The sequence below is a fragment of the Rheinheimera soli genome (assembly GCF_031457405.1).
GTDB classification, from domain to species: Bacteria; Pseudomonadota; Gammaproteobacteria; order Enterobacterales; family Alteromonadaceae; genus Pararheinheimera; species Pararheinheimera soli_A.
Map to the genome: position 1 here is coordinate 330,412 of NZ_JAVDWR010000003.1, position 14,919 is coordinate 345,330.

The 14,919-nt window shown below is 46.9% G+C and carries 10 protein-coding genes; 5 read left to right on the forward strand and 5 right to left on the reverse strand.

Features of this window, described 5'->3' with window-relative positions; translation table 11 throughout:
• Positions 1 to 29 precede the first annotated feature (29 nt).
• From J2W69_RS07930 to J2W69_RS07940, 3 genes are read right to left on the reverse strand one after another with little or no spacing between them, the layout of a single operon-like run.
• Positions 30 to 1,547 (reverse strand): cryptochrome/deoxyribodipyrimidine photo-lyase family protein, encoded by a 1,518-nt coding sequence (locus J2W69_RS07930; RefSeq protein ID WP_310276391.1) that lies wholly within the window; start codon positions 1,545 to 1,547, stop codon positions 30 to 32.
• Entirely contained in the window at positions 1,544 to 2,887 is a 1,344-nt protein-coding gene (locus tag J2W69_RS07935) for an FAD-binding domain-containing protein (protein WP_310276396.1), read from the reverse strand. The genes J2W69_RS07930 and J2W69_RS07935 overlap by 4 nt, the downstream gene beginning before the upstream one ends.
• A complete protein-coding gene (locus tag J2W69_RS07940) occupies positions 2,884 to 4,419 on the reverse strand; it encodes a cryptochrome/photolyase family protein (RefSeq protein WP_310276399.1) in 1,536 nt (511 codons plus the stop codon). The genes J2W69_RS07935 and J2W69_RS07940 overlap by 4 nt, the downstream gene beginning before the upstream one ends.
• Positions 4,420 to 4,589: 170 nt before the next feature.
• Between J2W69_RS07940 and J2W69_RS07945 the strand changes: the two genes are divergently transcribed.
• A complete protein-coding gene (locus J2W69_RS07945) occupies positions 4,590 to 5,147 on the forward strand; it encodes a ZrgA family zinc uptake protein (RefSeq protein WP_310276436.1) in 558 nt (185 codons plus the stop codon).
• 72 nt (positions 5,148 to 5,219) lie between these two features.
• On the opposite strand, the gene J2W69_RS07950 is transcribed toward J2W69_RS07945, so the two are convergent.
• Positions 5,220 to 5,777 carry a DUF3299 domain-containing protein gene (locus J2W69_RS07950; RefSeq protein ID WP_310276402.1) on the reverse strand — a complete coding sequence of 186 codons (558 nt, stop codon included), beginning with the start codon at positions 5,775 to 5,777 and terminating at the stop codon, positions 5,220 to 5,222.
• Positions 5,778 to 5,844: 67 nt separating this feature from the next.
• Here J2W69_RS07950 and J2W69_RS07955 point away from each other — a divergent pair, with 67 nt between their 5' ends.
• The 3 genes from J2W69_RS07955 (at position 5,845) to J2W69_RS07965 (ending at position 9,605) form a co-directional block, all read left to right on the forward strand.
• The gene (locus J2W69_RS07955; protein WP_310276406.1) at positions 5,845 to 6,540 is read left to right on the forward strand and encodes an ABC transporter ATP-binding protein; all 696 of its coding nucleotides are present in this window, start codon (positions 5,845 to 5,847) and stop codon (positions 6,538 to 6,540) included.
• Positions 6,534 to 7,793, forward strand: a complete 1,260-nt coding sequence (locus J2W69_RS07960; protein WP_310276410.1) for an ABC transporter permease — start codon at positions 6,534 to 6,536, stop codon at positions 7,791 to 7,793. The genes J2W69_RS07955 and J2W69_RS07960 overlap by 7 nt, the downstream gene beginning before the upstream one ends.
• A 156-nt stretch (positions 7,794 to 7,949) precedes the next feature.
• The gene (locus J2W69_RS07965; protein ID WP_310276413.1) at positions 7,950 to 9,605 is read left to right on the forward strand and encodes a diguanylate cyclase; all 1,656 of its coding nucleotides are present in this window, start codon (positions 7,950 to 7,952) and stop codon (positions 9,603 to 9,605) included.
• Between the two features lie 59 nt (positions 9,606 to 9,664).
• Here J2W69_RS07965 and J2W69_RS07970 read toward each other — a convergent pair whose 3' ends face one another.
• The gene (locus J2W69_RS07970) at positions 9,665 to 13,519 is read right to left on the reverse strand and encodes a PAS domain S-box protein (protein WP_310276416.1); all 3,855 of its coding nucleotides are present in this window, start codon (positions 13,517 to 13,519) and stop codon (positions 9,665 to 9,667) included.
• Between the two features lie 351 nt (positions 13,520 to 13,870).
• Between J2W69_RS07970 and J2W69_RS07975 the strand changes: the two genes are divergently transcribed.
• Positions 13,871 to 14,767, forward strand: a complete 897-nt coding sequence (locus J2W69_RS07975) for a carboxylesterase family protein (protein WP_310276419.1) — start codon at positions 13,871 to 13,873, stop codon at positions 14,765 to 14,767.
• Positions 14,768 to 14,919: the final 152 nt, after the last annotated feature.

The following is a 14,919-nucleotide window of genomic DNA, read 5'->3' on the forward strand; positions in this document are numbered from 1 at the left end:
AGCATAACTTAAATAGACTTGTATAAGTTCTATTCGTTCAGATCTAAGCTAAGTTGTCCTGCTGAGCTTGCCGATTTAACACCAGGCCGTGACGGCCTTTTCCGGCTGGCATGGCGTTGCACTACCTGATGTTTTTGCTCACGCCACCACTCTGAGTCCTGCTGCTGTTTGCATTCGGTGATGCGTTGTTTGGCCAGTCGCATTGCCTGTTGCAAGTCCACCACTGGCATAGGGTAATCAGTGCCCAACAAGCATCCATACTGGCGCTGCAAGGATAGTGGCATGAGCCAGGGTTGATGCAGCCAACTGTCTGGCAACAGCCGTAACTCAGAGCACCAGCGTCTGATAAAATGCCCTTGTGGATCTTTTTGCTGACTTTGTAGCACAGGGTTGTACATTCGGTTTGGATTGATACCCGTGGTGCCGGCTTGCATTTGAATTTGTGGATAATGAATGCCTGGTTCGTAGTCGACAAAACACTGGGCCAGATGTAAAGCAACCGGTCGCCAGTCCAGCCATAAGTGGTAGCAGGCGAAAGCCACTAACATGGCCCTGGCACGAAAATGCAACCAGCCTGTCGCCAGCAACGACCGCATGCAGGCATCAATCAGCGGATAGCCTGTATATCCATTCGACCAGGCCCAAAACCAATCTGAATTAAAGTCCTGCTTACGCAAGCGGGCGTAGCCCGGATGCAAGGCCTCGGTTTCAATTAACGGGTCGGATTCAAGCTTCTGAATAAAATGACAATGCCAGCGTAACCTGCTGTAAAAAGATGACAAGCCAAAGCTCAGCGCGGCTTGTTGTTTGATCTGCCTTAAGGTTTGCTGCTGCAAGGCTCTTAAACTGAGTTGTCCATAAGCCAGATAAGGGCTCAGGCGAGAACTGCTGTGTTGTGCTTTATCGGGTAACGAAATATGCCGGCTATAGTCTTTGGCTCTGTAATTAAAAAAGCTTTGTAATGTATCGGGCAAAACAAAGGCAGTCTGAGCCGAACTGCAGGGTATTAAATCCAAAGCTCTGTGTGGTCGAAAAGGCTGCAGCGGCTGACGGCTATGGCAAAGAAAGGGCAAGGCTGTTGGTTTTGGATACAAAGTACCTGATAAATAAGTATCAGCTTGTTCAGCCCACAGATCCCGGTTTTTCAGTGCCCGAAATACCGCATGTTGTTGATACTGCAGCCATGGAATAGCCAACTCTTTGAGTAGCTGCTTAACTGCCAGATCCCGCTGAAAAGTCCATAAATTGCCCGTTTCTTCGTGGCTGAGTACTTGAGTTATCGGAAACTCCTGACAGAGCTGTCGCAGCACCTGGGTAGCAGGGCCTTTTAGTACCAATAGTGACTGACCTAAAGCTGTTAACTGCTGATTTAAAAGCTGCAAGCTTTGTTCAATAAAGAGCCATTGCCGCACTGAGGTGTCGGGTTGTTGCCAATAATCTGGTTCAATAATATAAACAGGTAATACAGCACCGTGCCTTGCTGCATCTGCCAGAGGGCCATGGTCGTCAATGCGTAAATCCCGTTTAAACCAAACCAGACTGATCATGAGCTGACTTTTAGTTGTTGTAAAAAAGGCAACCAAAACTCTTGAACAGGCACCTGTGGCTCTGGTTGATGAACTAAGGAGCCTGTTGCAGTTTTGCCCGGTAACCAATGCCGGACAAAATCTCCTTTAGGATCATAAGTCAGAGCTTGTTTTATTTGATTAAACTGCCGGGCGCTGCTATTGCCGACTCCGGCGATATAAGCCCAGTTGCACCAATTGCTGGCGCAGTCGTAATCCAATAAGTGCTGCTCAAAAAAGGCTGCCCCTAAACGCCAGTCCTGCTGCAATTCAAAAATAAGGTAGCTGGCCACATTTTGCCGGCCACGGTTTGACATCCAGCCTGTGTGCAACAGCATCTTGATATTGGCATCGACAAAAGGCAGGCCAGTTTCACCTTTGCACCAGAGTTCAAACCGTGGATCGGCCTGAGGCGAAGAGAAATCCAGGGGTGGCCGAAAGGCATTTTTGCTAAACCAGGCCCGGCCATGCTGGCGCATTTGCCAGCGGAAATACTCTCGCCACAACAATTCAAAACGCAGCCAGTAGGTGGATTCATTAGCGACCTGCTGTTGTTCAAACTCCAGCACTTGTTGCCAGATATAACAAGGGGATAAAGTGCCATTAGCCAGATAAAAAGACCACAAACTGCTGTTCCAGTCCCCATCCAATGCATTACGGTTTTGTTTATAACGAATGATGGCATGTTGTTGCCAAATAAATTGCATCAGGCGCTCTAAGCCTGCAGCTTCATTAAAAAGTGCTGCTGTTGGCTGATGATCACGGCTGATAAAATCCAAAGCTGTGGTATCAAGAGCCAGGCTGGGGTCTGCATAAAACTGTGCAGAAACTGCATGCTGTTCTGGTGGCTGTACCCAAAGATTGGGTTCACGTTCTCGTCTGAATGCCGAAAAGCTTTTTGGCAGCGTAGCTAAATCAGGCCTGAGCTGATGCTGCAATAAAGAGTTGATATCAAAAAGTTTCAGCTTTAGGCCTGAGTGCTGTAGCTGTTGGTACTGCTCTGGTGCTGTGGGTTCTGCTGCTATTAAAGTGTCTGCATCGTACAATTCTGCCAGTTGTTGCAAACAAAAAGCTGTTGGACCAATACGTATATGCAGCACCCTTCGCTTGTGCTGCCACTGCTGTTGCCAGTTCAGCAGCAGTTTTAACTGAGCTTGCAAGCGCTGGATGCTCGCACGGGGCATGCCATATTGCGTACTCAAATACTCGTCAGGATCCAGCAGTACCACAGCTATCCGTTGGTCAAAGTCCGCCTGTTCGGATAACAGCAGATTGTCATGCCAGCGCATGGCTTGGTTAAACAGCACCAAAGCCCGTCTCATAGTTGCTCCAAATGGATTAGCAACTGCTGAGCTTTTTCAGTAATTTGTAATCGTTCTTCAGCCGATTTACGAAACCAGTTCTGATAACTCAGCTGCATTCTTGCGTTGCCGGATAGCAGCGTCTGATTCCGTTCAAGAAAATTCCAGTACAAGGCATTAAAAGGGCAAGCCATGGGGCTTGTGGTTTCACTAACGTCGTAGACACAACTTTTGCAGTAATTGCTCATCCGCTGAATGTATTTACCGCTGGCGGCATAAGGTTTGGAGGCCAACACGCCTTGATCCGCAAAAAGCGCCATGCCCAGGGTGTTTGGCAATTCAACCCATTCATAGGCGTCTGCATACACAGCCAGATACCAGTTACAAATTTCATCTACCGACAAGCCTGCCAAAAGTGCAAAGTTGCCGGTGATCATCAACCGTTGAATATGATGCGAGTAGGCGTACTTTATCGTGTGGCCAATGGCTTGTTGCATACAGCGCATTTTGGTGTCGCCTGTCCAATAATAGGATGGCAAAGCGGTGTGAGCCTGAAGAAAATTACGCTCTTTGTATTCTGGCATCAGTAACCAGTACAAACCCCGCACATATTCGCGCCAGCCAATCAATTGACGAATAAAACCTTCGGCAGCATTCAGCGGCACTTTGCCTTCCTTATAAGCCAGCTCCACTTTTTGGCAGACCCAGCGCACATCCAACAGACCGCAGTTTAAGTACATAGAGCAAATGCTGTGAAACAAATAAGGTTCATTCAGCTGCATTGCATCCTGATAATCACCAAAGAGTGGCAACTGATGCTCAACAAAATGCAAAAAGGCCTGGCGCGCCTGCTTGCCTGTGACAGCGTAATTAAAGCTGTCTGCATCACCCATATTGCTGGCGAATTGTTGTTTAACCAAAGCTATGACCGCTATGGTGATGTCGTCTGGCTCAAACTTCAGTATGTTCGGTAACTGTTGTTTTGAGGACAGGGCCTTTCTGTTACTGGCATCAAAATTCCACTGACCGCCAACAGGCTGATTGTTGTGCATCAAAAGGCCGGTATAGCGGCGCATTTCGCGATAAAAATACTCCATTCTGTATTGTGTTCTGCCTTGAGCCCAGTGCTGAAACATGGCTTTTGTGGCAATAAATCTGTCGTCTTCCAGCAGCAGTAAAGGGCGTTGGAACTGCTGTTGCCAGCTTAAAATTTCCTGTTCTAACCTGTATTCGCCACATTCGGTGATACAAATCTGGTCCAGCTGTGGATAGCGCGCCAGTTCAATGGCGACAGCTTCGGTCAGGCTGCTGACTTTTTGCTGGTAATCTATATAGCTGACATTGATGCCTTGTTGCTGCAGTACCGCAGCGAAATGGCGCATAGCACTGAAGATCAAGATGATTTTTTGCTTGTGGTGAGGGCTGTAACTGGCTTCACTGGCTACTTCAGCCATTAAAACTCTGTCTTGCGGTTGCAGGTCACGTAAAGAAGGCAGTGCAGGGCTGAGCTGATCTCCCAACACCAGTATTAACTTCGCCATAGACTTTGCCATTTAGTTTGCTTTTTGATACGGCAGGGGCTGTCAATCAGATCAATGAGTGTTATAAAAGGCTGATACCGTTGGATGAACAAAAAGCTGCGGCGAAAAGCCAGTGCAGACCGCTTATACTGGCGCTGCTGCGGTTATGATAAAGCAGAATTTTTGCTTCGGAGTGTGCTGTGATGAAATCAAAAAGCGTGAATACTAAAACAATCTTATCAGGGCTGTTTCTTACCAGCAGTCTGTTTGCCGCTGCAATTACAGCGCAGGAACATCATCATGAAGAACACGGCAGCCATACTCATGGCCAGGCTACTCTGACTTTTGTATTGGAAGGCAATGAAGCTGAGTTGGCTTTTGCCACTCCTACGGCGAACGTGGTAGGTTTTGAACATCAGGCTAAAGATGATGCGCAGCAACAACTGGTGCAAAAAATGATTGCTGATTTTACCGCCGCCACCTGGTTTAGTTTTGACGCGCAAGCTCACTGCACTGTAACCGGTACAGACATCAGCTCAGATTTAACAGCAGAACGTACCACTAAGCCGCAGCACGCAGATTTAAATGCCAATTACACTCTGGTTTGCCAGAATCCTGCACGTTTACAGGCATTGACGCTCGACTTAGCTGCTATTGCTGCTGGAGTGGAAAAAGTAACAGTGCAGTGGATAGTGAACGGTGAACAAGGGGCTGCGGACTGGGCTGCGGGATCTGGCGCTTTGTTTCTTACGTCGCAGTAAGTCAACAGAGCATTAATCACCCAATAAAAAATCGGCAAAAAGCCGATTTTTTTATTGGGTGAAAGAAATCACTTACTCGTAGCTATATTCTTCAATTTTATCGGCTTTCATTGAGTAGGCCGATTTTGCCAAATCATGGCTCATGGTTTCAGTGGTTAAAGTACCGCTGATCCAGAACGGCGAATAAATCATGTCACCCTGAATTTTTTGCTTATTAGTGACAAAAATAATCTGGTTTGGTGGTGGTGGTGGCACGTGAATACAAGCGCCAAAATAAGGTACCAGGAAGAAGGCTGTGACGTTTTGGTCTGCGTCGTATTCTACTGGCACAATAAAACCAGGAACCCTCACCTTTTTGTTATTCAGTTCGCCCTTTACATTGGCAGACATCAACACTTCATTCCATGCAGCTGCGGCCGGATCCTGATTAGCATAAGCCTGATTTAATGGACTGCCCGCTGGAGCTTCGCCACCTTCATGGCTGATTTCCGGCAGTTGTTCCATCTTTTTTAAATCTTCTTCCGGTAATAAATCTGTCCATTCCAATGTCTTGTAATCTTCAGCTTTTGCCGGTAACGCAGTAAATGCGACCAAAGTCAGAATTAACGCCATGTATAACGATTTAACCATTGGAGCCTCAGCCTCTGCTTATGTTATAAGGTCTCAAAAGAAGCCGTATCATAACATGAGCATTGTAATGTCAGAGCACACAGACCTGAAAATTCCGGCACTTGAACTCAAATCTTTAGTGTTCAGTTGGCCGGGTCAAGCCGCTTTATTGGATATACCGAAACTGCAATTAGAGCAGGGCCAGCATTTATTTATTTATGGTTCATCCGGTTCAGGCAAAACCACCTTACTGAATTTGCTGGCCGGAATTTACCCTTGTAAGTACGGTGATATTTTGATTGCCGGTCAGTCTATGGCTGCGTCATCAGCGGCCAAACGGGATCAATTACGTGCCTCTTCTATAGGGGTAGTGTTTCAGCAACTGAACTTAATTCCATATTTGTCGGTATTGCAAAACGTATTATTGGTCAGTGCTTTTGCCAAAAAAATCCCGCAAGCAGAACAACGAGCCCGTTACTTGTTACAAAAGCTGGGCTTAGAGCAACAGTTGTGGCAAGCGCCAGCCAATCAGTTAAGTGTTGGCCAGCAACAAAGGGTGGCAATAGCTCGCGCTTTGTTGAGTCAGCCTGCTTTATTGATTGCCGATGAGCCTACTTCAGCTTTGGACCATAAACACAGAGACGGCTTTATGCAGCTGATGCTTGCTGAAGCTGAATTGTGTGGCACTACAGTGGTATTTGTCAGTCACGACCCGGCTTTGCGTTCGTATTTTAAGTTTGAATTGGATATGGAACAGTTACATAAAGGAGTTCAGCCATGTTAATGCAGTTGGCAAGAGCCAGTTTATGGAACCGCAAAGGCACAGTGCTGATGACGGTTATTTCGTTAACCATCAGTATCGCCTTGTTATTGGGCATCGATCATATTCGTCATGAAGCCAAAAGCAGTTTCACCAGCACAGTATCAGGCACAGATTTGATTGTAGGTGCCCGTTCCAGCCAACTGAACTTGTTGTTGTATTCAGTGTTTCGTATTGGCAATGCCACCAATAATATCGGCTGGAAGAATTATCTGCAGGTAAAAACTCATCCGCAGGTGGCCTGGAGTATTCCGCTTTCCTTAGGGGATTCTCACCGGGGTTATAGGGTGATAGGCACCAACGAAGATTACTTTAAGTTTTATCAGTATGGTGAAAAGCAGCCACTGAAACTGGCGCAGGGTAAAGTTTTTGCTGGCGTGTATCAGGCGGTTTTAGGTTCTGTAGTCGCACAAAAACTCGGTTATACATTGGGCGAACAAATTATTTTGTCGCATGGTGTTGGCAGCGTCAGTTTTGCTCAGCACAAAGACAAGCCTTTTGAAGTGGTTGGTATTCTGGCTCCCACTGGTACTCCTGTGGATCAGAGTGTGCATATACCGCTTGAAGGCATTGAAGCTATTCATTTGGGCTGGCAAGGCGGTGGTATGCCTGCGCCAGGCCGGAGTGTCAGTGCTGAACAAAGCCTGGCTATGGATTTAGAGCCTAAAGTCATTACCGCTTATATGCTGGGGCTAAAATCTAAAATGGCAACTTTTGCTGTACAACGCCAGTTGAATGAATTTAAAGGCGAACCACTGTCCGCCATTTTGCCAGGTGTTGCTTTAGCCGAGCTGTGGCAAATGCTCAGCATGGTGGAAAATATGCTGCTGCTGATCACTGTATTAGTCATAGTGGCGACTCTGGTCGGTATAGTTACAACCTTGCTGGCAGGGTTAAAAGAACGTCAGCGTGAAATGGCCATATTACGTGCTGTAGGTGCTCCGGCTGCCACTGTATTTTTGCTGATCGAGCTGGAGTTATTGTTGATGGCGTTATTATCCATAGGCTCTGCTTTTGTTATTTTAGTCGCTGGTCTCTGGGGCTTCCGTGAATTATTAGCCAGTCAGTACGGGCTTTTTATCAGCATCAATCCATGGCATGACCAAACCGCATTGTTACTGGCAGCTGTGCTTGGCCTGACCTTATTGTTGGGTGCTATTCCGGCCTTTTTAGCGTATCGCAGAGCTTTAGCTTCAGGGCTGATGGTCAGGTTGTAACTGATTTGGGCATATCCGTTCTGGTTTATGCCCAAATTTTGTTGTTGTTTTAATCACATAGCGTACAAATTTCCTGGCAAATTTGTATTTCTCACTGGGATTTGTTTAATCATTTGTTATAGTAGAACTGCATCTACAATAGAAAAATGACAGAGCATGACTGCAGAGCAATCCAAATTAGAGCAACAACTGGCTAAGCTTCACCATCAATATATGGAACGGTTACAAGCCGATATTCCAGTTTTAGCCTCTCAGGTCGGTACCCTGGTGACCTTATCTGCTCAGTCGGACTGGCGTTCTGTGGTGCTTGCGCTTAAACATAAGTTTCATACTTTAGCGGGTTCAGCCGGTACTTTTGGTTTGCCGCAGTTAGGCAAGCTGGCAAAAAATCTGGAATTGCAGCTAAAAGACTGGCTGGAAGACGAGTCTGTGCCGGATCTTGGCAAAATTAATAGTTTTATGACCACTTTTCAGCAGGTGCAGTACGCCCATCAAAGCGGGCATCAGGTGATGAACCTGACTTCTGCCAAACTGGATCTGTTGCATGAGCAAAAGGCGACCATTTACGTACTGGAAGATGACGAAGAGATAGCCAATCATCTGACCCTGACTTTAGCCACTTTTGGCTATCAGCTCCAAAGTTACAGGCGCATTGCTGAATTGGATCAGGCGCTGAAAACGAAGCTACCTGATGCATTGATCCTTGATATCTCCTTGCCGGATGAAGAACAAACGGGTCTGGATTATATTGCTGAATTTCAGCAGAGTTTATCCGAAGCTTTACCTGTGCTGGTATTAACCAGTCATGACAGCTTTGAACATCACCTGCAGGCCGTGCGTATCGGCGCTCAGGGCTACTTTGTGAAGCCTTTAAATACCACAGCGCTGGAAGCCCGCTTACAGCGTTTATTGGCTGTAAGGCGGCGTGAGGCCTTCAGAGTGCTGATAGTAGATGATGATCAGCTGTTGGCTGAACATTATGCTTTAGTGCTGCAAGGCGCTGGCCTGCGGGCTGAGATTTTGCTGGACCCTTCACAAATTTATGATGGCCTGAGCCGTTTCCGCCCTGATGTTATTTTGCTGGATGTATTGATGCCCGGTTGTTCAGGCCCTGAACTGGCTCAACTGATCCGTTTACAGGATGAATGGCTCAGCGTACCTATTATTTATTTGTCCTCAGAAACAGATGGTGAACGCCAACTGGCGGCGTTAGTGAAAGGGGGCGATGATTTCCTGACTAAACCTATCACAGACACTGCGTTAATAGTGGCCGTTTTTGCCAGAGCCCAACGCGCCAGACAACTGGCCGATATGATGACAAAAGACAGCTTAACCGGCTTATTACAACACGCCAGAGTAAAAGAACGACTGAGCCATGAGCTGCAACGCAGTGAACGTACAGGTGAGCCTTTAAGTGTGGTGATGCTGGATATTGACCACTTTAAAAAGGTGAATGATAACTATGGTCATCTGACTGGTGATCAGGTGATCAGCAGTTTAGCGAGCTTACTGAAGCAGCAATTGCGTAAAACCGACATTATTGGTCGTTATGGCGGCGAAGAGTTTTTATTAATTTTACCTGACTGTAATCAGCAGCAAGCTTTTGGTCTGGTTGAGCAATTACGACAATCTTTTGCCAGCTTGCCTTTTAGTTTTGACTACCAGAATTTCCACTGTACTTTCAGTGCTGGTATTTGCCAGGCGACAGCCACAGATCAGACCGATCAAGTGATCGACCAGGCCGATAAAGCCTTATACGCCGCTAAACATGCAGGGCGAAATCAAACTCAACTGTATCAACCCCCTGCATAACACCAACTCAGCAGCTTACCTAAAGTGATCCTCAAGATGCAGCGTTTCAGCTCCAGGTGCTACTGCACAGGTGGCAGTAAGTTTTTTAACTGCTGTAATAAAGCAGGTAAGTCGATTCGGCTTTTGGCTAACACCAGGTCCACCTGATGCCGCTGCGCTTGATTTAACTCCTGAGCCGACCAAATCACCACTGGGATTTGTGGTTGTCGAACCGCTAATTCAGGCAGCAATTCCAACCCTGAGCCATCTGGCAAACCTATATCCAGTATGACTAAATCAAATCTTTGATTGTTGAGCAGCTGTAAGGCTGATTTAACACTGGTAGCTTGCACAGAGGACGCAAAATCAGCCAGGTGCATCGCCAGTATTTGGCCTAAGTGCGGATCATCTTCCACATGTAAAATCCGGGTGCTGTGTTTTTTATCCGCCCCTAATAATAATTCCAGTTTTCCTAACAACGAGGAGGGCGACACTGGTTTATCCAGCCAATCCAGCGCATTGATGCCGCCTAGTAACTGAGTATGGTTGTCTTTGGATTCTGAACTGACGATCAACACCGGAGTGGTTTGATACTGGCTGCGGCTGCGCAGTTCAGCAAAAAGAGCTGAACCGTGGCCATCGGGCAGGTTCAGATCCAGTGTAATGGCCTGATACTGGTCCTGATCCAAAGCGGCTATTGCTTCTTTCAGGGTTGCAGCACAACGGCTTTGATAACCCTGACTGTGCAGCAGTTGCATAATAAATCCAGCGACATGGGGATCATCTTCCACCACCAGTATTTTCGGCTGATTCAGGCTGGCTTGTCTGGCCTCTGCAAAGCTCAGATAGAAGCAACTGCCTCCTCTATTCAGGTTATAAAAGCCCACTTTGCCATCCATATGTTCGGTCAGCTCTTTGACTATAGATAAACCCAGACCAGTGCCTTCGCTTTTTCTGCTGTCTGCACCATCAGCTTGTGAGAACTTCTCAAAAATAAAAGCTTTAAATTCATCGGAGATGCCCGGCCCCTGGTCTTCTACCTCAATACGAACCTGATCTTCGTCCAGTATGGACCGTACTTTAACGACTGAACCTGCAGGGGAGAATTTGGCTGCATTGGACAATAAATTCGCCATGATTTGCTGAAATCTCATCGCATCCACCATCACCAAGGCGTCCTGCATCTCAGACAGTTGGAGTTGAACCTCGTATTTAGCAGCATAAGGCTGATTACTTTGTACAGCCTTGTCCAGCAGATCTGAAATCAGACAGAGGCTCATATCAAAATGCATTTTGCCTGCCACCAGTTTATCTATATCCAGCAAGTCGTTGATCAACTGGCTGAGTCTGGCGCTGTTATCTTTGGCGATATCCAGCATAGGCCTCACGGAGGCTGGCACAGGACCCAACACACCTCCAGTAACCAATGCCAGAGAGCCGGAAATAGAAGTCAGTGGAGTGCGTAGTTCATGGCTTACCATGGAGACAAACTGGTTTTTCATCTGCTCAATACGGCGACGCTCAGTGATATCCTGAATAATGGACCAGATTTGTTGTTCACCTTCATGGTTTTGGATCAGTACTCCAGTGACAGACACAGGCACCAAGTGCCCGTCATAGTGCAATAATTCATGTTCTTGCGGCCCATAACGGCCATAATGCTGCAGCTGCGCTATATGCTCGTTTGCCAGAGTGGCATAGTCGACAAATGATGGATTCTGACTACTGTCCCCCATAGTCTGATAACCCAGCATGCGATAAAACTCGGGGTTTGCCTCAAGAAAAACACCATCGGTGAAACGGTTCAGCACTATCGCCAATGGTGCCATCTGATACAAAGAGGATAACTTTTGCTGGCTCGAGCTTAAGGCTTGTAAGGCTTCGTGTTGCGAAGATACATCCCAGATAAAGCCATCTATATATAACAGTTCACCCTGCTCATCGAAAACCCCCTGACCCAGCTCTTGTACCCAGCGTAGGCTGCCATCTTTATGATAGAGCCGGTATTCCACACTAAAACGTTGCTTATTGGCCAAAGCTTGCTGCACAGAATCGTTGGTTCTTTCCGCATCGTCCGGATGATAAAGTTTGCCAAAATTCATCTCTTTGCTGCGGATGAGCTGCTGGGCTTTATAACCCGTCAGTGCAAATACTTCGTCACTGATAAAAAGCATGGTCCAGTTGGCGTCGTTACGGCATCTGTAGACTACACCTGGCAAGTTATCCAACATAGAACGGTAACGTTGTTCGCTCATCAGCAGGGCATGATTTAAGTGCTCCAGCTGGGTCACATCAATAGCGACACCTAAAAAACCGCGGATATTATTTTGTTCGTCGCGCATGGCCGACACACTCAGCCGTACTTGTTTTCGTTCGCCATTTTTGCAAATGTAAGTCCACTGCCTGGTTTCGCTTTGACCTTGCCTGGCCAGGTAGACAAAGACGTCGAAGCCCTGAATGTTCTGCTGATGATTTTTACTCAGTAGCTGACCCTGAGCTTCAACTTCTGCCGGATCGTGAAACAAGGCAGGGCTATGCTGACCCACCAGTTCGTCTGCGCTGTAGCCCAGCATACGTTCAGCCCCTGTATTAAACAGCTGAATGGTGCCGCCTGGGTCTACAGAAATCAGTGCTGCTTCAGTGGAGGAGTCAATAATGGCCTGAAGCCAGGAGCGGGTTTGCAGAATTTCGGTTTCTTTTTCTAATGCTTGCGTGACATCTGTGTGTACACCAAACATCAATAGCGGCTGACCATCGCTGGTCCAGCTCATCACTTTACCTATGGCATGGATCCATACCCAGTGCCCATCCTGATGCCTCATTCTGAATTTGGTATCGTAATAAGGGCTTTGTTGGGCGAAATGCTGGTTTAATAACTGTTGTGACTGAAGTAAATCGTCTGGATGGGTGAGCTCAGCCCACAAGCTAACCGAAGTGCAACTTTGTGGTTGCAGGCCCAGTAGTTCAAACCAGCGCTGATTATAAACAGTAGTTCCGGTTTGGACATTCCACTCCCAGGTGCCAAGGTTGGAGCCGTTGATAATGGCGTCCATCCGGTCATGTTCCTGCTTGATCTGAGCTTGTTGCTGATGCACTTCTGTGACATTGGCTGCAATAATCAAAATGCTTTCCACTTCAGCACGTTTATTTTTTTGAGGTACAAAATTGACTTCAAAAACCTGACCGCTGTCCGGTTTTGCATAAAAATGTACTTGTTCTCCGGTCAGGCAAAGCTCCAGCGAAGGTTTTGCTTCGGCAAAAGGGGCTTCGCCAAACACTTCAAGAATAGTTTTTCCCAACATATCGCCGGGTTCCAGCTCAAACCATTCAGCATATTTGTGGTTACAAAACAGGTAGCGAAACTGGGTGTCAACCTGGCCTAATAATAAGGGCGCATGTTCTATCACTGTGGTTAAAGTACGTTGTTGCCGATAATAAAGTTCAGCCTTTTGCCGTGCTTCTAATAGCTGCACTGCCTGCATACCAAGTAATGTCAGGCTGTGTTGTTGCTCAGGCGTCAGCTCCCTTATTTTGGTGTCCACCACACACAAAGTACCAAGCACAGCTCCATCACTTAAGGTCAGCGGGGTAGCCGCATATAAACGTATACCTTCAGTTTTCAGCACATCAGGGTTGTCGGCAAAACGAGGGTCTGCGCTGGCATCTGAGACATAAGTCAGACTATTTGGCTCTAAGATACTGTGGGCACAAAAGGAAATATCTCTTGAGGTTTGATGATGATCAAAACCAATTTTGGCTTTAAACCATTGCCTGTCTTTATCCACCAGTGTCAGCACAGCATAAGGGGTTTGGCAAATATGACTGGCTAATTGTACCAGTGCATCAAAGGCCGCCTCAGGCGCTGTATCAAGAATGTTCAACGAATGCAGAGTGGTTAAACGTTGTGTTTCATTGGGTGGAAAAGCTGCCCGCATACCAAATTCCAGACAATAGATATGAATTGAGTGTAACTGTAAATTTAGAAGCTTTTAAACAAAAAGAAGAAACAAAGCATGTATTTAGCATTTTAATGCGGGAATAAATACAAAACTATGTTGTGCATACCAGGGTTTAGCCTGACTTGTTGTAGCAAAAGGAAAATGCGGCGATTCCTGTGGCAAGCAATGCGCTGTTGCATATAACTCAAACTACAGTAGCTTTGGCTGAAATTTCGACAAAGTGACATGACAAAAACAACAAAGTCGACGAGCATGGGGTTTAAATACAGGGAATTCTGGCTGACTCAGAGCAGCAGCCCTGCGGCCTTAGTATCAAAGGGAGTTTTTATGTTCTGCAAAATTCTATTTTTATGTCTGATGTCTTTGGTAAGTGTTGCGCAAGCGTCAGAAGCGCAGCTGTTAAGGCAAGATTATCAAAGCACGGTAGATGGCTTAAAGCGGCAGTATTTTGTCTATTTGCCTGCGGGTTGTGATCAAAAAGCTGCACAAAAATGGCCTGTACTGTTGTTTTTGCATGGCAATGGTGAAAGGGGCAATGGCCTGGATGAGCTGGATTACACCATGGTTCACGGCCCTTTATATGAGGCATGGGTGCAAAAACGCGACCTGCCTTTTATTATGGTCGTGCCGCAATTGCATATGTTTGATATGGACAAGCTGCCTTATATTGCCAACCGCAGCAAAGAGGATATACCTAAGCGCTTGACTGAAGGTGTACCTGCACGCCCTGCGATGTTCTCATCGGATAAAGCGATAGAACCAGCTAAGGCCGTGACTGATATCTCTAAAGTGCCTGTGTTATTGCCAGATGGCTGGGAGAAGGCTGAGCAGGATTTGCTGGCTATGCTTGCCACAGTGCAAAAAAATTACCACACAGATACCAAACGACTTTATATCTCTGGTATCAGCTACGGTGGTTTTGGCACCTGGTATATGGCGAGCAAACACCCGGAGTTATTTGCAGCAGCTGCTCCTGTCGTGGCCTGGGGGCATCCGGATTTAATGCCATCTATAGCTGCAGCTAAACTACCGCTTTGGGTTATTGCTGCAGGCCGTGATTCGGCTATTAATAAAGATAACTTTTATCCGGGCATTGAGAAACTGCGCCAGTCAGGCCATACCAACGTGCGCTTTAGTATGCTGGAACAAGCCGAACACGACGCCTGGCGGCAAGTGTACGAAGGCTGGGATATTTATGGCTGGTTATTGGGGCAGGGGAAGTAGGGTTTTGGTTGACTGAGCTGGCGATTTAATAAAGTAAAAGGCCACCTTGCGGTGGCCTTTTGCTTGTGCGCCCAGCATGGGCGCATTCTTGCAGGTGAAAGTCCTGCCGTAAGCTGGCTACAGTGAACGAAGTGAAGCGCAACTGCAGAACG